The following is an 18,591-nucleotide window of genomic DNA, read 5'->3' on the forward strand; positions in this document are numbered from 1 at the left end:
GAACCCTTGATTAAACGGCGACAATCAACGGCCGAAAGCCCCGGCCGGGAGGCTTCTCCGTGCAAGGTGATTAACGAAACGTTATCATCGTGGTGCTACCAGAACCGCAACTCACCATGTGGCTGGACGCGAATGATCTCTTTGCCGTCGGACGGTTTGGTATCGATCGCGGGACGGTCTCCGCGGCTTGACATGGAAGCCGTCGAAGCGGTCGTCACCTTGCCGACCTTCAAGCGGCCCGAACAGGTGCTGGAAACGCTGGCGTCATTGCGGGCGCAAGAGACCGGCAGGCGCTTTGCCGTCATCGTCATGGAAAACGACGCCGAGCTGCGCGCCGGCGCCGAGGCGGCGCTGCCGCTGTTCGAGCGCGGCGAGATGCCGGGTATGGTCATCATCGCGCATGAGCGCGGCAATTGCAGCGCCTACAATGCCGGCTGGCAGACGGCGATCCTGCATTTTCCAAACTTCAGGCATCTCTTGGTCATCGACGACGACGAGATCGCCGATCCACAGTGGCTGGAACGGATGTGCGCGGCAGCGGAGGCGCTCGATGCCGATATCGTCGGCGGCCCGCAGGTGCCCGTGTTCGCCGATCCGGCCCATGCGAGATGGACCGGGCATCCTGTTTTCGCGCCGCCCTACCGGGAAACGGGACGCGTGCCCGCACTTTATTCGTCCGGCAATCTCCTGGTCGGGCGCAACGTGCTCGTTGCCATGGGGCCACCCTTCCTCGATCTGAAGTTCAACTTCATGGGCGGCGGCGATTCCGACTTTCTCAGCCGGTCGGCGCAGCGAGGCTTCGTGCTCGGCTGGTGCGCCGAGGCACAGGTGCATGAAACCGTTCCGGCCCGGCGCGTCGAAGCCGGCTGGATCCGTGCGCGCAGCCTGCGCAACGGCGTGATTTCGACGCTGGTCGAAAAGAAGAAACGTGCCGGCACGCCGTTCGCCGGCGCCAAAGTGCTGCTGAAAAGCCTGGCGCTGCTTGCCGCCTCGCCGTTTCGCGGCATGATGCGGCTGGCGCGGACAGGATCGCCGGCGATCGCCATCTATCCCATCCATGTCGCGCTTGGTCGCGTGCTGGCCGAATTCGGATATGCCAATGAGCAATACCGCCAGCCTGAGAAAAACTGAGCGCGCGCCGCTCAGCGCCGCGTTCACGCGCGAAGGCGTGGCGACGGCGATCGCGGCGCTGCTGTTCACCGTCATCATGGTGTCCTTCCGCCCGTTCCAGCCGGCCGGCGCGGAACTCACCGGCGACGGCGGCGATATCGTCAACCAGCTTGGCTTCGGCTCGCTCGGCGCCATGTCGGTCTTCTCGCTGATGGCCTTTGCCGATCCGCGCATCGTGCGCTCGCTGCTGAGCCCGTCCTGGATGCTGATGCTGGGTTTCTTTTTCCTGTCCGTGGTGCTGGCGACCGATCCGCCCGCGGCCATGCGCGCCGCCTTCTTCACCATGATCGGGATTCTGACCATGGCAACGATCCTGGTGCTGCCACGCGATGCCGAGGCCATTTCCAAGGTGATCATCTTCACGGCAATCGTGGTGATGGGCCTTTCCTATCTCGGCCTCATCGTCTTTCCGCACGAGGCGATGCACACGGCCGATTCACAGGAACCCGAACATGCCGGCCTGTGGCGCGGCGTGTTCACCCACAAGAACATCGCCGGCCCGATCATGGCCTGCTTCAGTTTCGCGGGCCTTTATCTCTACCGGCGTGGACAACGGTTCTGGGGTGCCGGGATCTTCGGCGCGGCGATGATCTTCATGCTGCACACCGGCTCCAAGACCACGGCCGGCCTGGTGCCTTTCTCGATCCTGATCGTGATGTTTCCGAGCCTGATGGGCATGCGGCTCGGCACGCCGATCCTGTTTGCGCTGGCGATTATCGCTACCGCGGTCGGCACGCTGGGCATCGTCTTCCTGCCGCCGGTCAAACATCTGGCGGCGATCTATTTCCCCGATCTCACCTATACCGGGCGCGCAACGCTGTGGGAGTTCGCGGGCAGCATGCTGGCGAAAAAGCCGTGGACCGGCTACGGCTATGAAAGCTTCTGGGGCACGCCGCTGCTGCTCAACCAGGATCAGCCCTTCGATCGGGCCTGGGACATCCGGACCATCGTGCATGGCCATGACGGCTACCTCGACATTGCCGTGCTGATGGGCATTCCCGCCCTTTGCGTGGCGGTCCACACCTTCCTCATCGCGCCGATGCGCGACTACATGCGCATTCCCTTGCGCAAGGAGAATATCTATCTCGGCGACTTCTTCATGATGGTGGTGCTGTTCGCGGCGCTCAACGCTTTCCTCGAAAGCTTCTTCTTCCATCGCGGCGATCAGGTCTGGCTGTTCTTCGTGCTCGGCGTGTTTGGCCTGAGGCAAGTGTCGCTGCGGCCGATCCCGGTGCGCAATCCCGATCGCGGTGCGGGATTTTCCGGCCGCCCCTGACAGGGCTTCCCCACCGGAGCGCGAGCGTCTATGGGAAGACCTTTCGGAGGCTCTCGATGACGATCAGGCTTGTTCTCGCCGGCTGCGGCAATATGGGTTACGCCATGCTCTCGGGCTGGCTGAAATCCGGCAAACTCGCGCCTTCGGCGGTCTTCGTGGTAGAGCCCAATGCCGACCTGCGCCAGCGCGCGGCAGCGTTGGGCTGCGGCACCGCCGCGGATGCCGGCGATATTCCGGCCGATGCCGTGCCTGATCTCGTCGTCATCGCGGTGAAGCCGCAGGTGATCCGCGACGTCACCGCCGCCTACAAGCGCTTCGGCGACGGCCGCACGGCTTTCGTCAGCATCGCGGCGGGCACGCCTGCCGCGACCTTCGAGGAAATCCTCGGCAACCGCGCGCCTGTTGTGCGCTGCATGCCCAACACGCCTGCCGCCATCGGCAAGGGCATGATGGTGGTGTTTTCCAATCACCTGGTGTCCGACGATACCAAGCGCTTCGTCGCCGACCTGCTCTCGGCGAGCGGCGAAGTGACCACCATCGACGATGAGAGCCTGATGGATGCGGTGACCGCCGTGTCCGGATCTGGACCGGCCTATATCTTCCATTTCATCGAAGCACTGACCGTGGCTGCGGAGAAGGCAGGCCTGCCGGCAGCGACCGCCAAGCTGCTCGCCATGCAGACCGTCTACGGCGCTGCCTCGCTCGCCGCCGAAAGCGGCGAAGAGCCCGGCATCCTGCGCCAGCAGGTGACCAGCCCCAACGGCACCACGGCAGCCGCCCTTGCCGTACTGATGGGCGAGGACCGGCTGACCAATCTCGTCACCCAGGCCGTGGAAGCGGCGCGGCTGCGATCTATCGAGCTGGGAAAGTAGACGTCGCTAGGCGAGATCCGTATGCGAGAAGTCGTTGCCTTTGTAGAGCAGAATTGAGCCGCGGCTCTTGGCACAGGCGTAGGATAGGCAATCCGCAAGGTTGAGCTGGGCGGGATGCCCGCGCCCTTTTCCATAGTCTGAAAACGCCCGGATCGCGAGTTTGGCGTCGCCTGCGTGGATCGGCACGATTTCGATCTCAGCCTCGCGCAGAAAAGCCTCTATCGCCGTTTCCGCAACCACAGGTTCGACGGCAAGCATAGTGGAAAGCCGCATCGCCGCCTCAAGCACCACCAGAGCGGAGGTAATCCTGTGAGGTGCTGCTTCGATGCGGTTACTCCACTCGCCGGCATCTTCCTCTTCCGAAAGAATTGCGACAACGACGGATGTGTCGACGAACATCAGGGATGTCCCCACATGTCGTCGATCTCGTCCTTGGTCACTGGCCGCCCCCCCTGGCCAGCCTTGGCTTTAAAGTCACCGGCGATAGCAGCTAGCCGCTCCGCCAAGGGAACGCGTCCGCTTTCCCGCTTCAATTCAGATTCAAGCGCTTCGATAACCGCTTCGGTCATGGAAATCTTGCGTTTCGCCGCAAGACGTCGTGCCAGGTCACGCGCACGCGGATCCCTGATCTGGAGATTCATTGGCCGATCCTCAGCGTCTCTGTCACTACAATATAGTGCACCTGTCATGACAACGCCAGCGACCTCGAGCATCTCGTCCTGGATTGGCTCAAAGGGTTGTCAATTGACGTTATGATGCGCAAGTGACGATCGCGAGCGGTTGCACGGCCTCGACGACAGCTCGGCTTCAAACCACTCTGACGTAGCTGGTCATTCCCGATTTCTGGTGCTCTATGATGTGGCAGTGCAGCAGCCAGTCGCCAGGATTGTCGGCGACGAAGCCCAGGCTGACCTTCTCATTGGGCTCGATGAGATAAGTGTCGGAGATCAGAGGCTGCACCTGGCGCGTCGACGACGACAGCACCTTGAAGCTCATGCCGTGCAGATGCATCGGATGCGATTGCGGCGTCAGGTTTTCCATGTCGATGACATAGCTCTTGCCGAGCTTCAGTTCGGCCAGCGGTGCGGTTGGATCCGACGTATCGCCCGGCCACGGAACCTTGTTGATGGCCCAGAAACTATAGCCGAGCGAACCGCAGATGCCGTCGCTCGGGACATTTTCGGCCGTGGCGCTCAGCGCCAGCGAGATATGCTGGGCGCTGGTGATATCCACCTCCGCCACCGGATTGGCCTCCAGGGGAGCAAGATCGCGAACATCGCGCTTGAGGGAACCTCCCGTCGCACGCAAGGTCGCCAGCACCTTGGGCTTGGTGCCCCTGACGTCCCGCAAGCTGACGATCGCGCCCTCCTCGTCCGGCATGCGAATGGCGAGTTCCATGCGCTGGCCCGGTCCAAGCAGCAAGGCGTCGGGGGAGAAACGCCGCGGCACCGGATTGCCGTCCAGTGCGATGACTGTCGCGTCGGCGCCATCGACACGAAAGGCATAGATGCGAGTGACATCGGTGATGGCGACGCGCAACCGCGCCAGCCCGCCGGCCGGTGCATCATATTGCGGCTGATCGAGCCAGTTGGCGGTGCGCACCGTGCCATAGGTGCCGGTTCTCGCGGCATCGCGGGGCCGGAACTGGTCGATGAACTGGCCATCATCGCCGAGACGCCAGTCGCGCAGATTGAGGACCATTTCGGCATCGAATTTCGGATCGCTCGGATTCTCCACCACGATCACCCCGGTCAGGCCGTGGCCCATCTGGGTTAGCGTGTTGCAATGCGGGTGGTACCAGAAGGTGCCGGCGTCGGGCGGCGTGAAGGCGTAATCGAAATGATCGCCTGTATAGACATAGGGTTGGACCAGAAACGGAACGCCGTCCATTTTGTTGGGGACCCGAACGCCGTGCCAGTGGATCGTCGTCGGATCGTCGATGGCGTTGACGAGCCGCGCGGCGAACGGCTCGCCTTTCTTCATCCTGAGCACCGGCGGCATGCCTGCATTGCCATAGGTCAGCACATCCCTGGTCTGGCCGACATCCATCAGCTTCGCCTGGATTTTGGCCGTCTGCAGCACCACGGGCTCGGGCTTGGCAGCGGCCCAGCCGCCAAGCCTGCCCATGGCCGAAAGCCCGATCCCGCCCGCGCCGGCAACCGCGGCCGATTTCAAAAGCCCGCGGCGTGTCAGCACGGTCATTCAACGCTCCAACGGCAACGACGACTGCCTCAAGATTTCTCGTCGTCTTGGATCACGAGCGGGCCGCCGGCGCAAATGCCGATATTGACGCATCGGCAGCGCCCAGATCGGTCGGCACGCCGCGTAGGCTGTCCTGAACGAGGGCAGCGCCCGGCCCGACGGTTCTACAGGGGCAACGGTGTCACAGCGCAGGCGGGTGCGGAAGCTTGCCCTTGTCCGCCTCTGCCATAAAGGCATCCAACCACTTCCGGCCAACCAGCTTGTGCTTTGGCTTTTCTGGCTTCTTCGAACGCTCGGGCAGCGCTGCAGGGGAGCGATAGTTCGGGTCCGTACCAACGGTCAATGCCGTCTCTTTCCAAGCAGCAGCGAAAAAGTTAGTCTGCAAGCTGCTGAAAGGAAGGCGAGCGGACTTGTTCAAGCTTCGCATCTTCTGCGCGTTTTTGTTGCTTGCGCTGGCTAGCCTGTGGGGGCAGGCCAATGGTCAGCAGACAATCGCGGACGACCTGGCCGCACGACAAACAGTGGCAATTCGGTCTGCCGGCAGGTTTGCGCTCGTCATCGGCAACTCGGACTATCAGCATGCCCCTTCACTTCCTAATGGGAAGAAAGACGCCGCTGCCATTGCTACGGCGCTGCAAAATCTAGGCTTTGGCGTTTCGCTCAGCCTCAATGTCAACCATGAGGCAATGCGCGAGGCTGTCGAGCAGTTCAGCCGTAGCTTGCGGCCGGGTGATGTGTCGCTGTTCTACTATGCCGGTCATGGCCTGCAGGCGAATGGCACAAACTATCTCATCCCGGTGGACGCGGCCCTAAAACGCCCGTCGGATCTAGCCATTGAAGGACAGCGTCTCGACGATGTCATCGACGCCATGACCGTTGAAAACAACACGGCAATTCTTCTCCTGGACGCCTGCCGCAACAATCCTTTCACCCAAACTCTGTCGCTCGCAAAAAAGAGCCGCGCCATCAATTTCGGGCTCGGTCTTGCGCCAGTCGATGCAGGAAGAGGGGTGTATATTGGTTTTGCAACGCAACCGGGCAATGTCGCGCTCGACGGAGATGGCGACCACAGCCCTTTTGCTGCCGCGCTCTTAAGGCATATCGCAACGTCGCAAATCGATATTGAGATTTTAATGCGGCGGGTTCGAGCGGACGTTATGGAGGCGACCGAACAGCAGCAGGTGCCTTGGAGCAACTCGTCGCTGATTGAGCCAGGATTTGCATTCCGCCCGGACCCAGAGCAAGAGAAATCGACAATTCAGAACTCCAAACCGCCCATCGAATCCAATGCGGCTGACCTCGAATTTTGGCGCTCGATCAAGGATACTTCAGAGATAAAGATGTTCCGTGCCTACTTGGCAGCGTTCCCGGCGGGCACCTTTAGCGAGATTGCCAAGGACCGGATCTCGAACCTTAAGAAACCCAAAGCTCCCAAAACGAAAGCTCCCCAAACGTCCACTAAGAAGACGAAACCTGTCGTTGCTCCGGCACTAGCACCTAAGCGGTCGAGCGTATCAAAACCGCCGACGACCACAACGATCTTTGAGGGCCGATGCCGTGACGGCAACATAGAGCGCTGTCGGCAGAATTGCAGCGAGGGCAGGAAGAGAGCATGCAGAATGCTGCGGAAGCTGGGAGGATAGTTCCCCAACAGGTCATGCTGTGCCGGATTTTGTGCCACAATCCGGCGCCCTGCGCGGCTGTGCACAGCAGCATAGAAGCTTTTGCGGAAAGCCTTGGAATGGTGCTGCGAGAGAGGATTGAACTCTCGACCTCTCCCTTACCAAGGGAGTGCTCTACCACTGAGCTACCGCAGCCGCTGATGGCGGGGCTTCTGCCATATCGAACTGGTAAGCGCAAGGCCAAGAGCAACGCTTCTGTGAAAGCCTGTGCCGGATGGCTTCGATGACATGGCGGTGCCACAATGTTGGCTATGCGTGAACGGCAGATTGGCCGGCGGGCCGGGACGGGACGATGGACGGCAAGACAAATCCAGCGAAAAAAGGCGGTGCGGACCGCAAGGGCCGGCTCGCCGAGCAGTTGCGCGCCAATCTGCAGAAACGCAAGGCGCAGTCGCGCTCGCGGCGCACCGGCGACGCCGACCAGCGGCCGGACGGGCTGGGCGCGGGCAAGGAAATGCAGAAAGATTAACTCGAATCGACCATTCTTGGCCTGGGTTTGGCGAAATCCTATTTCTTGAACCATGCCGGCCAATGGTCTAGACGGGCCGATACTCAAACGATTGAACCGGCCTTTTTCGGCCGAGAGGGACGTTCTTCCATGGATCGCATCAGAATTGTCGGCGGCAACAAGCTCGCCGGAAGCATTCCGATCTCGGGCGCGAAAAACGCCGCCCTGCCGCTGATGATCGCCTCGCTCCTGACCGACGACACGCTGACGCTGGAAAACGTGCCGCATCTGGCCGATGTCGAACAGCTGATCCGCATCCTGGGCAATCACGGCGTCGATTATTCGGTCAACGGCCGCCGCGAAAAGCAGAATGAAGGCTATTCGCGCACCATCAATTTCTCCGCCCGCAACATCGTCGACACCACGGCTCCTTACGAGTTGGTGTCGAAGATGCGCGCTTCCTTCTGGGTCATCGGCCCGCTGCTTGCCCGCATGGGCGAAGCCAAGGTGTCGCTGCCCGGCGGCTGCGCCATCGGCACCCGCCCGGTCGACCTGTTCCTCGAAGGCCTGCAGGCGCTGGGCGCCGACATCGATGTCGACACCGGCTACGTCATCGCCAAGACCAGGAACGGCCGGCTTGTCGGCAACCGCTACATCTTTCCGAAAGTGTCGGTCGGCGCCACCCACGTGCTGATGATGGCGGCTGCGCTGGCCAAGGGCGAAACGGTGCTCGAAAACGCCGCCTGCGAGCCGGAGATCGTCAACCTCGCCGAATGCCTCAACGCGATGGGCGCCAGGATTTCCGGCGCCGGCACGCCGACCATCACCATCGACGGCGTCGAAGCGCTGTCGGGCGCGCGCGTGCGCGTCATCCCCGACCGCATCGAGACCGGCACCTATGCCATGGCGGTGGCGATGACCGGCGGCGACGTCGTGCTCGAGGGCGCTCGGCCGGAGCTGTTGCAGACTGCGCTCGACGTGATCGCGCAGACGGGCGCTGAGATCACGCAGACAAATTCCGGCATCCGGGTGAAGCGCAACGGCGCCGGCATTTCGCCGGTCGACGTGACGACGGCGCCTTTCCCGGCCTTCCCGACCGATTTGCAGGCTCAGTTCATGGGCCTGATGACGATGGCCAAGGGCAAGTCGCGCATCACCGAGACGATCTTCGAAAACCGTTTCATGCATGTGCAGGAATTGGCCCGGCTCGGCGCCCATATCACGCTTTCCGGCCAGACGGCGATCGTCGAGGGCGTGCCGAAGCTGAAGGGCGCGCCGGTCATGGCGACCGATCTTCGCGCTTCCGTTTCGCTGGTCATCGCAGGTCTGGCAGCCGAAGGCGAGACAACCGTCAACCGCGTCTATCATCTCGACCGCGGCTTCGAACGGCTGGAAGAAAAGCTCTCCAACTGCGGCGCGGTGATCGAGCGGATTTCGGCTTAGGCGCTTCGGCGCGGCGACTGTCGATTTCTTCTCCCCGTATAGTGGCGGGAGAAGGGGCAGTTTCGGCGCTGACGCCATTCCTGCAGCGATGGCGAATACTTCGCGAGGGCATCCTTCTCCCCGTCTCGATACGGGAAAAAGCGCCCGGCAGGGCGGTGAGGGCTGCGCAAGCCTCCGGCAATTGCCCCGGCCAGTATCCGTGTCACGGTTGCACCGGCCGGAAAGACCGCCTAACAGAAGTCTAGAGCAATTCCAGGAAAAGTGTGAAACGGTTTCCGTCCGGAATTGCGTGAAAAACAAAGCTCTAGTCATCAACCTCCAGGTGCGAAATCCGCATGAATGCCCTCAAGCTTATCGCGCTCGACGATCAGGATCTGAGCATCGTCTCGGCCCATGTACAGGATGCCGTGATGAAGGTTTCGGATCTCGAATACCTGCCATCGGCCAAGCGTTTCTTGCTGACAATGAACCGCTTCGTCTGGGAGGCCAAATCCGGCATCTTTCGCCAGCACAATGAGCGGCGGCAGGCGGTGCTGCATTTCGACCGGGTGTTGGGCGCCAAGACCAGCGGCATTGCCCGCGACAAGCCGGCCGAGGTCTTGTCGCTGCTGGCGATCAGCTTCATCGAGATCAGCAAGCCGGCCGGCATCGTCGAGCTGATCTTTTCGGGCGGCGGCGCCATCATGCTCGACGTCGAATGCATCGAGGCCCGCCTTGCCGACATAGGCGGCGCCTGGGAAGCCACGTCGCGTCCCGTACACAGGGCTTGAGCGTCAAAATGGCCATCACGCTCCGTCACTCCGATGCCGATTTCGAGCCGCGTTTCGCCGCCTTCCTCACCACCAAGCGGGAGGTGTCGGCCGATGTCGACGCCGCGGTGCGCGAGATCATCGGGCGCGTGCGCGCCGAGGGCGACGCGGCGCTGATCGACTACTCGCTGAAATTCGATCGGGCCGACCTGAAAAGCCTCGGCATCGCCGTATCGACGGACGACATCGCCCGGGCCTACCAAGCCGCCGATCCGCTGACGATCGAGGCGCTTGAATTCGCCCGCGACCGCATCCGCTCGTATCACGATCGGCAGCGGCCGAGGGACGATCGCTACACGGATGGCACCGGCGTCGAGCTCGGCTGGCGCTGGACGGCGATCGAGGCGGTCGGACTCTATGTCCCGGGCGGCACGGCGAGCTACCCAAGCTCCGTGCTGATGAACGCCATGCCGGCCAGGGTGGCCGGTGTCGAGCGCATCGTCATGATGGTGCCGGCGCCGGGCGGCGTCATCAATCCGTTGGTGCTGGTGGCGGCCGACATAGCGGGCGTATCCGAAATCTACCGCGTCGGCGGTGCCCAGGCGATCGCCGCCCTGGCCCATGGCACCGAAACGATAAAGCCTGTCGCCAAGATCGTCGGCCCCGGCAATGCCTATGTCGCGGCGGCCAAGCGGCAGGTGTTCGGCACGGTCGGCATCGACATGATCGCGGGCCCGTCGGAAGTGCTTGTCGTGGCCGACGGCAACAACGATCCGGACTGGATCGCCGCCGACCTGCTGGCCCAGGCCGAGCACGATGCGTCGGCGCAGTCGATCCTGATCACCAATGATCCAGCCTTTGGCAAAGCGGTCGAAGCGGCGGTCGAACGCCAGTTGAAGAGCCTGCCGAGGGCCGACACGGCGTCTGCGAGCTGGCGCGACTTCGGCGCCGTCATCCTGGTGCCGACCATCGAAGCAGCGCTGCCGCTGGTCGACCGCATTGCCGCCGAGCATGTCGAATTGGCCATCGACGACGACGAGGATTTCCTGTCGCGGATGCGCAATGCGGGCGCCGTCTTTCTCGGCCGCCATACGCCGGAAGCCATCGGCGATTATGTCGGCGGCTCCAACCATGTGCTGCCGACAGCCCGCTCGGCGCGCTTCTCGTCCGGCCTGTCGGTGCTCGACTTCGTCAAGCGCACCTCGATCCTCAAGCTCGGACCGGAGCAGTTGCGCGCGCTGGCGCCGGCGGCGATCACGCTCGCCAAGGCGGAAGGTCTGGACGCGCACGGCCGCTCCGTCTCCATACGGCTGAACATGTAGGCCGGCATGACGGGCTCCGATCAAACCCGCGCAAAGCTGATCGATATCGAACTCGATGAATCGATCGGCCGTTCGACCCCCGATGTCGAGCATGAACGCGCGGTGGCGATCTTCGACCTGATCGAGGAGAACAGCTTTCAACCCGTCAACGACAGCGGCGCCGGCCCCTACCGGCTGAAACTCTCGCTGGCCGAGCAGCGCCTGGTGTTTGCCGTGGCGCGCGAGGACGGCAGCGCGGTCGTCACCCACATCCTGTCGCTGACGCCGCTCAGGCGCATCGTCAAGGACTACTACATGATCTGCGAAAGCTATTACGACGCCATCCGCTCCTCGACGCCGAGCCATATCGAGGCGATCGACATGGGCCGCCGCGGCTTGCACAATGAGGGCTCGCAGACGCTGATGGACCGGCTCTCCGGTAAGATCGATATCGACTTCGACACGGCGCGACGGCTGTTCACGCTGGTCTGCGTGCTGCACTGGCGGGGCTAGTCCTGGTACCCGGCGCCCTGCCCCGCTCGATCCTGTTCCTGTGCGGCATGAACGCCGTGCGCTCGCCGATCGCCGAGCAGCTGGCGCGCCGGATGCTGCCGGCCACCGTCTTCGTCGCCTCGGCCGGCGTGCGCCCGGGCGAGCGCGATCCGTTCGTCGATGCGGTGCTTGGCGAGGAAGGCCTGTCGCTGGGCGAGCGCCACCCGAGGACGCTGCACGATCTCGAGGACGACTATTTCGACCTCATCGTCACACTGGCGCCGGAGGCGCATCATGCCGCGCTCGAACTCACCCGCTCGCTCGCCGTCGAGGTCGAATACTGGCCGACGCCGGACCCGACCGATGCCGGCGGCACGCGCGAACAGATCATGGCGGCTTACCGCGACGTTCGCGAGCGGCTGAAGTTGCGCATAGGCCGACGTGTTTTGCTTCCGGAAGAAAAAAACGCGACGGAGTAAGCGTGTTCACAAGCGCACGATTATCATATAGGTTCCGCCGAAATTCCGGCCGGGGAGCCGGAACCGCCATCCAAGCAAAGGTATAGAATGCCGAAGGAAGAAGTCCTCGAGTTTCCGGGTGTCGTGACGGAATTGTTGCCCAACGCGATGTTCCGGGTAAAGCTCGAAAACGAACACGAGATCATCGCCCATACGGCCGGCCGCATGCGCAAGAACCGCATCCGCGTGCTGACCGGCGATAAGGTTCTGGTCGAGATGACGCCATACGACCTGACCAAGGGTCGCATCACCTACCGTTTCAAATAAGATCAAGGCTCGACCGAAACGCGATGAGCATTTTGCAGCAGCTGGTGCTTGCCTCGGGTTCGCCGCGCCGCATCGAACTCTTGCAGCAGGCCGGCATCGAGCCGGACCGTGTGCTGCCGGCCGATGTCGACGAGACGCCGCTGCGCGCCGAGCATCCGCGCTCGCTGGCCAAGCGGCTGTCGAAGGAAAAGGCCGAGAAAGCGTTCGCGTCGCTGAAGGCCGAGGACGACTATGCGCCGGGCTTCGTGCTGGCCGCCGATACGGTGGTCGCGGTCGGGCGGCGGATCCTGCCCAAGGCCGAGACCCTCGACGACGCCGCCAACTGCCTCGGGCTGTTGTCCGGCCGTTCGCACCGGGTTTATTCCGGCATCTGCCTGATCACGCCGGGCGGCAAGCTACGCCAGCGGCTGGTCGAGACGCGGGTGCGTTTCAAGCGGCTGCCGCGCGAGGAGATCGACGCCTACGTCGCCTCGGGCGAATGGCGCGGCAAGGCCGGCGGCTACGCCGTCCAGGGTTTAGCCGGCTCGTTCGTCGTCAAGCTCGTCGGTTCCTACACCAACGTCGTCGGCCTGCCGCTCTATGAGACGGTGGCGCTGCTGTCCGGCGAAGGCTTCAAGATCCATCAAAGTTGGTTCTCCGCGCGGCCATGAGTGTTGACGACAAGGTGACGCCGCTACGGCCAAAACGCCCTTGCCCCGAATGCGGCAAGCCGTCGGCGCGCGAGACCTATCCGTTCTGCTCGAAGCGCTGCAAGGACATCGATCTCAACCGCTGGCTGAAGGGGGCCTATGTCATCAAGGCCCGCGACGACGAGGAAGAGACCGACCCCGACGAGCCGAAATAGGGCCGCCCGGTCAGGCAGCTTCGTTCTTGCGGTTCACGCGTGCCCAGGCCGGCAGCCAGTCGCCATGTGCGGCGAGCAGCTCGTCGACCAGCGACCAGATCTGGTCGAGGTCGAGCTCGGCTGATGTGTGCGGGTCCATCATCGCCGCGTGGTAGATGTGCTCGCGGTTCTCCGTCATCAGCGCCCGCACCGTCAACTCCTGCACGTTGATGTTGGTGCGGATCAACGCCGTCAATTGCGGCGGCAACTCGCCGATATAGGTCGGCTGGATGCCGGAGGCATCGACAAGGCACGGCACCTCGGCGGCGCAATCGCGAGGCAGCGAAGTGATGCAGCCATTGTTGCGGACATTGCCGTAGATCACCGACGGCTCGCCGGTCCAGACCGAATTCATGATCGAGGAGGCGTATTCCTTCGATTGCTCGACCTCGATGCGCTCGGCCGAGCGATAGGCCTCTGCCTGTTCTTTCCAGCGCTCGATCTGTTCGATGCAGCGCTTGGGATATTCATCCAGCGGAATGCCGTATTTCTCGATCAGGTCGGGGCGGCCTTCCTTGATGAAATAGGGCGTGTATTCGGCGAAATGCTCGGAGCTTTCGGTGACGAAATAGCCAAGCCGCGTCAGCATCTCGTAGCGCACCTTGTTGGGGCAGCGTGGGTTCCAGCCGGGCTTGGGAGCGCGGCCTTCGCGATAGGCGCGCACGAGATCGGGATAGAGGTCGCGGTAGGAGCCGTCCGGCTGGCGATGCTCGAAATTCAGGTAGAACGCCATGTGGTTGATGCCGGCCGAGCGGTAGCGGATCTCGTCATAGGGAAGGTCGAGATCATGCGCGAGTTCCATCGCCGTGCCTTGCACCGAATGACAGAGCCCGACCTGCCGGATATCGGGATATTTCTCTGATATCGCCCAGGTGTTGATCGCCATCGGGTTGACGTATTGCAGCATGATCGCCCGCGGGCAGACGGCGAGCATGTCCTCGCAGATCTTCCACAGATGCGGCACGGTCCGCAGGCCCCGCATGATGCCGCCAACGCCCAGCGTATCGGCGATGGTCTGGCGCAGGCCGTATTTCTTCGGCACTTCGAAATCGGTGACCGTGCAGGGCTCATAGCCGCCGATCTGGAAGGCGACGACGACGAAGTCGGCGCCGGCCAGCGCCTTGCGCTGGTCCGAATGGATCTCGACCTTCGCCTTGGCGCGCAACGTCGCGATCAGCTTGTTGACGACGACGGCGCTCTCTTCCAGGCGCTGCGGATTGATGTCCATCAGCGCGATCGTCGCGCCCGACAGCGACGGGCGCTGCAGCACGTCGCCGACGATGTTCTTCATGAACACCGTCGAGCCGGCGCCAATGAAAGTGATCCTGGGATTTCTTGTCACGCTAACCTCCGGCATGTGTTCAGGCCACGTCGAAAGCGGCCCTGACGAGCCGTTCGGTGTAGGCGGTCTTGGGATTGGACAGGACCTCGTCGACAGGTCCCTGTTCGACGATCTTGCCGTGCTGCATGACGATGACGCGATGGCACAGCGCGCGCACCACCTTGAGGTCGTGCGAGATGAACAGATAGCTCAAGCCGCGTTCGTCCTGCAGCTTGCGCAGGAGATCGATGATCTGCGCCTGGACGGAGAGGTCGAGCGCCGATGTCGGCTCGTCGAGCAGGATGAATTCGGGTTCCAGCGCGATGGCGCGGGCGATCGCGATGCGTTGCCGCTGGCCGCCGGAGAATTCGTGCGGGAACCGCGAGAGGATGTCGCCCGGCATGCCGGCGCTGGTCAGCGCCTCGCGCACCCGGTCGACCCGCTCGCGCCGCGTCGCCCCGATGCTGTTGACGACCAGTCCTTCCTCGATGATCTGCCCGATCGTCATGCGTGGATTGAGCGAGGAGAACGGATCCTGGAAGACGATTTGCATGCGCGAGCGCAGCGGCCGCATCTCGGCCCGCGACAGGCCCTGGATCGGCTTGCCCTCGAAGCGGATCTCGCCGCGTTTGGCGTCGGTCAGCCGGAGCAGGGCCTGGCCGAAAGTGGTCTTGCCGGAGCCGGATTCGCCGACAAGCCCGAGCGTTTCGTGGCGGCTGAGCGTCAAGTCGAGGTCGTCGACGGCGACCAGCTCGCGCCAGTCCGGCTTCAGGAAGGTGCCGTGGCGCAGCATGAAGCAGACGCGCACGCCGCTCGCCTCCAGAATGGTGCCGCAGCCCTCTGGGAGCGGTTGCGGCCGGCCGCGCGGCTCGGAGGCAAGCAGCCGCCTTGTGTAGGGATGCTGCGGGTCGGCGAAGAGCCGCTCGGTGACGTTGTGCTCGCACATTTCGCCATGCTGCATGACGTAGACGTAATCGGAGAACTTGCGCACCACGGTGAGATCGTGGGTGATCAGGATCACCGCCATCCGCAGCTCTTTCTGCAGATTGCGGATCAGGTTCAGGATCTGGGCCTGGACGGTGACGTCGAGGGCGGTGGTCGGCTCATCGGCGATCAGCACGTCGGGATTGTTGGCCAGCGCCATGGCGATCATCACCCGCTGGCGCTGTCCGCCCGAGAGCTGGTGCGGATATTGCTTGAGGCGCGCGACCGGATCCGGGATCTGGACATGCTGCAGGAGTTCGAGCGCCCGTGCCCAGGCTTGCCGCCGACCGACCTTGCGGTGCACCCTGATCGCCTCGACGATCTGGCTGCCGACCGTATAGATCGGGTTGAGCGAGCTCATCGGCTCCTGGAAGATCATCGAGATGCGGTTGCCGCGCAGCTTGCGCCGGTCGCGCTCGGGGAATTTCAGGATGTCCTGGCCGTCATATTCGATGCTCGATTTCGGCGATACCGTGGCCCGCCGCGACAGCAGCCCCATGACGGTGCGCGCCGTCACCGACTTGCCGGAACCGGATTCGCCGACGATGGCGATCGTCTCGCCGCGATAGAGCTGGAACGAGATGTCCTTGACCGCTTCGACGACGCCGTGCTCGACCTTGAAGGCGACCTCGATGTTGCGAGCGTCGATGACGGGCTGGTCCTGGCGTGCGCCATGGTCGTGGCGGACGGCTGGGGCCAAGGATGTGGCGAGCGCAACGGTCATTCCTGCCACCTCAATAAGGGTCTACGGCGTCGCGCAGGCCGTCGCCCAGCGCGTTGAAGGCGAAGACGGTGACGAGCACGAAACCGACCGGCGACAGGATCCAGGGATAGGTGCCGATGACCGAATAGGTCGCGGTGTCCTGCAGCATCAGGCCCCACGAGATCAGCGGCGGCTTGACGGCGAAACCGAGGAAACCGAGGAAGGATTCCAGCAGCACCACGGTCGGGATCGCCAGCGTTACCGCGACGATCACATGGCTCATCACATTGGGGAAGATGTGCTGCATGATGATGCGCCGGTCGGTCGCCCCCACCGCCATGGCGGCGCGGACATATTCGATCCGCGCCAGCGCCAGCGTCTTGCCGCGCACCTCGCGCGACATCTGCGCCCAGCCCAACGCCGACATGACGATGATGACGAAAGCGAGGAAGACGTTGGTCGGAGCGGTGACCGGGATCAGCGTCGTCAGCGCCAGATAGAGCGGCAGTTGCGGGAAGGCGAGCACCAGGTCGACGAAGCGCTGCATCCAGACATCGAACCGGCCGCCGAAATAACCGGAGCCCGTGCCGACGGTGGTGCCGATGACGGTGATGATGAAGACGACCGTCAGCGCGATCATCAGCGAGACACGCGAGCCATGGATGGCGCGCGACAGCACGTCGCGGCCGAACTTGTCGGTGCCGAGGAAATGCACGGGCTGGCCGTCCGTCGAGGCAAAGAAATGCCGGTTTGCCGGGAGGAGCCCGAGGAGCTTGTAGGGCGCGCCCTGGACGAAGAACCCAAGCAGCCTCGGATGGTCGTAGTCGGGGCCGACGACGGGCTGGAAGGTGACCGGATCGAGGTCCGCCGAATCGGCCAGCGCGTAGACCCTCGGCCGCGCGACGAAATTGCCGTCCTTGTCACGGAAGACAGGCACTTGCGGCGGAGCGAAGCCGACATCCGTGACCTTCGGGTCCATCGGCGCCAGGAACTCGGCGAACACGGCCATAAGGATCAGCAGCACGACGAGCCAGAACCCGGCCATGCCGGTCCAGGAACGCTTCAACCGGCGCCAGACGAGCGCGGTATAGCTCTCGTTGCCGCGCGCGGGTCTCTCGACAGGTCCTTCGGCCGGCAGTGGGGGTGGCGATGTATCGCGGGCAAGCATCAGTTCTCTCCGAACTGGCGCACGCGCGGATCGAGCAGGACCAGCAACATGTCGGCGACGATGTTGCCGACGATCAGTGTCGCCGACAGCACCATCATGAAAGTGGCGGTGACATAGACGTCGCCGACCGCCATCGAGCCGACGATCGCCGGACCGACGGTGGGCAGCGCGAAGATGATCGCCGTCTCGATCTCGCCGGTCAGCATGTAGGGCAGCACCACGCCCTGATACATGACCAGCGGGTGCAGCGCGTTGGGCACGGCGTGGCGCATGACGACGGCGCCGCCGGTCAGCCCCTTGGCCTTCGCCGTCTCGACATATTGCGCATTGAGCGTGTCGAGCAGATTGCCGCGCATGACGCGCATATTGTAGGCGAGGCCGCCGAAGGTGGCGATCGCCACGACCGGCCAGACATGCTTGACCAGGTCGACGAACTTCGCCCACGACCATGGCGCACCGCCATATTGCGGCGAGAAGAAGCTGCCGATCTCCGACACGTTGAACTGGAAGACCAGGAGATAGACGATGATCAGCGCCATCAGGAAGCGCGGCACCGTCATGCCGAGGAAGGAGATTGCCGACAGGATCGAGTCGATCCAGGTGTATTGCCGGGTCGCCGCCCAGATGCCGAAGGTGATGCCCAGCACCGAGGCGAGCAAATGGCAGACCAGCGCCAGCAGCAGCGTCCGCGGCAGGCGCTCGCCGACCACATCGGCCACCGGTTTGTTGTAATAGAGGCTGTAGCCGAAATCGCCGCGGGTGACGATGCCGCCGATCCAGTTGAGATATTGCACGGGCAGCGGCTCATCGAGGCCATGTTCGACGCGGTAGGCCTGCGCCTGCGCATCGGCTTGGGCGAAGGAAGCTCCGCCCTGGTTGATCAGCTGCGAGCGGATGTAGTCGGCATAGTCGCCTGGCGGCGCCTGGATAATGGCAAAGGTGACGATGCTGAGGATGGCGAGGACCGGAATTGCGGACGCTATGCGCATGAACAGGAATCGCAACATCGGGCGGTCCGCTTCCACATTTTCGCCGGTCGCGCCTGGGCTTCCGGAGGTTGGTTTTGTGGGGGGCCCCCCCCCGCGGGGGGCGGGGGGTGGTGATGGGGGGGG

At 63.3% G+C, this 18,591-nt stretch carries 21 protein-coding genes and 1 tRNA gene; 13 read left to right on the top strand and 9 right to left on the bottom strand.

Translation table 11 applies throughout. The features are described 5' to 3' along the window. The first annotated feature begins 132 nt into the window (after nt 1-132). Genes NKJ26_RS13795 through proC form a run of 3 tightly spaced genes read left to right on the top strand, consistent with a single transcriptional unit; the run spans nt 133 to nt 3,318 of the window. Nucleotides 133-1,131 (top strand): glycosyltransferase family 2 protein, encoded by a 999-nt coding sequence (locus tag NKJ26_RS13795; protein WP_352695753.1) that lies wholly within the window; start codon nt 133-135, stop codon nt 1,129-1,131. Next, entirely contained in the window at nt 1,100-2,446 is a 1,347-nt protein-coding gene (locus NKJ26_RS13800; protein WP_352695755.1) for an O-antigen ligase family protein, read from the top strand. Before NKJ26_RS13795 ends, NKJ26_RS13800 begins: the two co-directional genes overlap by 32 nt. A gap of 56 nt (nt 2,447-2,502) precedes the next feature. Continuing rightward, nucleotides 2,503-3,318 (top strand): pyrroline-5-carboxylate reductase, encoded by an 816-nt coding sequence (proC, locus tag NKJ26_RS13805; RefSeq protein WP_352598325.1) that lies wholly within the window; start codon nt 2,503-2,505, stop codon nt 3,316-3,318. A gap of 6 nt (nt 3,319-3,324) precedes the next feature. Here proC and NKJ26_RS13810 read toward each other — a convergent pair whose 3' ends face one another. The 4 genes from NKJ26_RS13810 to NKJ26_RS13825 form a co-directional block, all read right to left on the bottom strand. Continuing rightward, nucleotides 3,325-3,717 carry a type II toxin-antitoxin system VapC family toxin gene (locus NKJ26_RS13810; protein WP_352695757.1) on the bottom strand — a complete coding sequence of 131 codons (393 nt, stop codon included), beginning with the start codon at nt 3,715-3,717 and terminating at the stop codon, nt 3,325-3,327. After that, nucleotides 3,717-3,959, bottom strand: a complete 243-nt coding sequence (locus NKJ26_RS13815; RefSeq protein ID WP_027027350.1) for a type II toxin-antitoxin system VapB family antitoxin — start codon at nt 3,957-3,959, stop codon at nt 3,717-3,719. Before NKJ26_RS13815 ends, NKJ26_RS13810 begins: the two co-directional genes overlap by 1 nt. Before the next feature lie 166 nt (nt 3,960-4,125). Further along, nucleotides 4,126-5,520, bottom strand: coding sequence for a multicopper oxidase family protein (locus tag NKJ26_RS13820; protein WP_352695758.1), 1,395 nt, complete (start codon nt 5,518-5,520; stop codon nt 4,126-4,128). Between the two features lie 181 nt (nt 5,521-5,701). After that, nucleotides 5,702-5,938: a hypothetical protein gene (locus NKJ26_RS13825; RefSeq protein ID WP_352598328.1), complete on the bottom strand. Its 237-nt coding sequence runs from the start codon at nt 5,936-5,938 to the stop codon at nt 5,702-5,704. On the opposite strand from NKJ26_RS13825, the gene NKJ26_RS13830 reads away from it, so the two are divergent. Then, nucleotides 5,931-7,163, top strand: a complete 1,233-nt coding sequence (locus tag NKJ26_RS13830) for a caspase family protein (protein ID WP_352695760.1) — start codon at nt 5,931-5,933, stop codon at nt 7,161-7,163. The two genes, NKJ26_RS13825 and NKJ26_RS13830, sit on opposite strands and share 8 nt — an antisense overlap. 99 nt (nt 7,164-7,262) lie before the next feature. On the opposite strand, the gene NKJ26_RS13835 is transcribed toward NKJ26_RS13830, so the two are convergent. Then, nucleotides 7,263-7,337, bottom strand: a tRNA-Thr gene (locus tag NKJ26_RS13835). A gap of 157 nt (nt 7,338-7,494) precedes the next feature. Between NKJ26_RS13835 and NKJ26_RS13840 the strand changes: the two genes are divergently transcribed. The 9 genes from NKJ26_RS13840 (at nt 7,495) to yacG (ending at nt 13,264) form a co-directional block, all read left to right on the top strand. Next, the gene (locus NKJ26_RS13840) at nt 7,495-7,671 is read left to right on the top strand and encodes a hypothetical protein (protein WP_352695761.1); all 177 of its coding nucleotides are present in this window, start codon (nt 7,495-7,497) and stop codon (nt 7,669-7,671) included. A 129-nt stretch (nt 7,672-7,800) separates the two neighbouring features. After that, complete coding sequence (gene murA, locus NKJ26_RS13845; RefSeq protein ID WP_352695763.1) at nt 7,801-9,093, top strand: UDP-N-acetylglucosamine 1-carboxyvinyltransferase; 1,293 nt, start codon at nt 7,801-7,803, stop codon at nt 9,091-9,093. Nucleotides 9,094-9,428: 335 nt separating this feature from the next. After that, on the top strand, nt 9,429-9,863 hold the full coding sequence (locus NKJ26_RS13850) for a DUF2948 family protein (protein ID WP_352695765.1): 435 nt from the start codon (nt 9,429-9,431) through the stop codon (nt 9,861-9,863). Nucleotides 9,864-9,871: 8 nt separating this feature from the next. Continuing rightward, nucleotides 9,872-11,164, top strand: coding sequence for a histidinol dehydrogenase (gene hisD / locus NKJ26_RS13855; RefSeq protein ID WP_352695766.1), 1,293 nt, complete (start codon nt 9,872-9,874; stop codon nt 11,162-11,164). A gap of 6 nt (nt 11,165-11,170) precedes the next feature. After that, nucleotides 11,171-11,656, top strand: a complete 486-nt coding sequence (locus tag NKJ26_RS13860) for a UPF0262 family protein (RefSeq protein ID WP_027027430.1) — start codon at nt 11,171-11,173, stop codon at nt 11,654-11,656. Further along, a complete protein-coding gene (locus NKJ26_RS13865; protein WP_352695860.1) occupies nt 11,644-12,114 on the top strand; it encodes an arsenate-mycothiol transferase ArsC in 471 nt (156 codons plus the stop codon). The genes NKJ26_RS13860 and NKJ26_RS13865 overlap by 13 nt, the downstream gene beginning before the upstream one ends. 87 nt (nt 12,115-12,201) lie before the next feature. Continuing rightward, complete coding sequence (gene infA / locus NKJ26_RS13870) at nt 12,202-12,420, top strand: translation initiation factor IF-1 (RefSeq protein ID WP_006200926.1); 219 nt, start codon at nt 12,202-12,204, stop codon at nt 12,418-12,420. A gap of 23 nt (nt 12,421-12,443) precedes the next feature. Next, a complete protein-coding gene (locus NKJ26_RS13875) occupies nt 12,444-13,070 on the top strand; it encodes a Maf-like protein (protein WP_352608328.1) in 627 nt (208 codons plus the stop codon). Then, complete coding sequence (yacG, locus tag NKJ26_RS13880; protein ID WP_027027433.1) at nt 13,067-13,264, top strand: DNA gyrase inhibitor YacG; 198 nt, start codon at nt 13,067-13,069, stop codon at nt 13,262-13,264. Before NKJ26_RS13875 ends, yacG begins: the two co-directional genes overlap by 4 nt. 10 nt (nt 13,265-13,274) lie before the next feature. Here the strand turns inward: yacG and NKJ26_RS13885 are convergent, their stop codons facing one another. The 4 genes from NKJ26_RS13885 to NKJ26_RS13900 are packed head-to-tail and all read right to left on the bottom strand — an operon-like array spanning nt 13,275 to nt 18,486. Next, nucleotides 13,275-14,645: an alpha-glucosidase/alpha-galactosidase gene (locus NKJ26_RS13885; RefSeq protein WP_352695767.1), complete on the bottom strand. Its 1,371-nt coding sequence runs from the start codon at nt 14,643-14,645 to the stop codon at nt 13,275-13,277. Nucleotides 14,646-14,664: 19 nt separating this feature from the next. Next, on the bottom strand, nt 14,665-16,332 hold the full coding sequence (locus NKJ26_RS13890; RefSeq protein ID WP_352695769.1) for an ABC transporter ATP-binding protein: 1,668 nt from the start codon (nt 16,330-16,332) through the stop codon (nt 14,665-14,667). Nucleotides 16,333-16,342: 10 nt separating this feature from the next. Next, entirely contained in the window at nt 16,343-17,479 is a 1,137-nt protein-coding gene (locus tag NKJ26_RS13895) for an ABC transporter permease (RefSeq protein ID WP_352695770.1), read from the bottom strand. Then, complete coding sequence (locus tag NKJ26_RS13900; RefSeq protein ID WP_352695772.1) at nt 17,479-18,486, bottom strand: ABC transporter permease; 1,008 nt, start codon at nt 18,484-18,486, stop codon at nt 17,479-17,481. Before NKJ26_RS13900 ends, NKJ26_RS13895 begins: the two co-directional genes overlap by 1 nt. Between the last annotated feature and the right edge of the window lie 105 nt (nt 18,487-18,591).

It is taken from the genome of Mesorhizobium sp. M0152 (assembly GCF_040322415.1).
In the GTDB taxonomy this organism is placed as follows: Bacteria; Pseudomonadota; Alphaproteobacteria; order Rhizobiales; family Rhizobiaceae; genus Mesorhizobium.

Coding starts and splice junctions, on each gene's coding strand:
- NKJ26_RS13800 (WP_352695755.1), top strand. CDS start 1,100: ATGAGCAATACCGCCAGCCTGAGAAAAACTGAGCGCGCGCCGCTCAGC.
- yacG (WP_027027433.1), top strand. CDS start 13,067: ATGAGTGTTGACGACAAGGTGACGCCGCTACGGCCAAAACGCCCTTGC.
- murA (WP_352695763.1), top strand. CDS start 7,801: ATGGATCGCATCAGAATTGTCGGCGGCAACAAGCTCGCCGGAAGCATT.
- NKJ26_RS13820 (WP_352695758.1), bottom strand. CDS start 5,520: ATGACCGTGCTGACACGCCGCGGGCTTTTGAAATCGGCCGCGGTTGCC.
- NKJ26_RS13810 (WP_352695757.1), bottom strand. CDS start 3,717: ATGTTCGTCGACACATCCGTCGTTGTCGCAATTCTTTCGGAAGAGGAA.
- NKJ26_RS13890 (WP_352695769.1), bottom strand. CDS start 16,332: ATGACCGTTGCGCTCGCCACATCCTTGGCCCCAGCCGTCCGCCACGAC.
- hisD (WP_352695766.1), top strand. CDS start 9,872: ATGGCCATCACGCTCCGTCACTCCGATGCCGATTTCGAGCCGCGTTTC.
- proC (WP_352598325.1), top strand. CDS start 2,503: ATGACGATCAGGCTTGTTCTCGCCGGCTGCGGCAATATGGGTTACGCC.
- NKJ26_RS13900 (WP_352695772.1), bottom strand. CDS start 18,486: ATGTTGCGATTCCTGTTCATGCGCATAGCGTCCGCAATTCCGGTCCTC.
- NKJ26_RS13875 (WP_352608328.1), top strand. CDS start 12,444: ATGAGCATTTTGCAGCAGCTGGTGCTTGCCTCGGGTTCGCCGCGCCGC.
- NKJ26_RS13795 (WP_352695753.1), top strand. CDS start 133: ATGATCTCTTTGCCGTCGGACGGTTTGGTATCGATCGCGGGACGGTCT.
- NKJ26_RS13840 (WP_352695761.1), top strand. CDS start 7,495: ATGGACGGCAAGACAAATCCAGCGAAAAAAGGCGGTGCGGACCGCAAG.
- NKJ26_RS13895 (WP_352695770.1), bottom strand. CDS start 17,479: ATGCTTGCCCGCGATACATCGCCACCCCCACTGCCGGCCGAAGGACCT.
- infA (WP_006200926.1), top strand. CDS start 12,202: ATGCCGAAGGAAGAAGTCCTCGAGTTTCCGGGTGTCGTGACGGAATTG.
- NKJ26_RS13860 (WP_027027430.1), top strand. CDS start 11,171: ATGACGGGCTCCGATCAAACCCGCGCAAAGCTGATCGATATCGAACTC.
- NKJ26_RS13815 (WP_027027350.1), bottom strand. CDS start 3,959: ATGAATCTCCAGATCAGGGATCCGCGTGCGCGTGACCTGGCACGACGT.
- NKJ26_RS13850 (WP_352695765.1), top strand. CDS start 9,429: ATGAATGCCCTCAAGCTTATCGCGCTCGACGATCAGGATCTGAGCATC.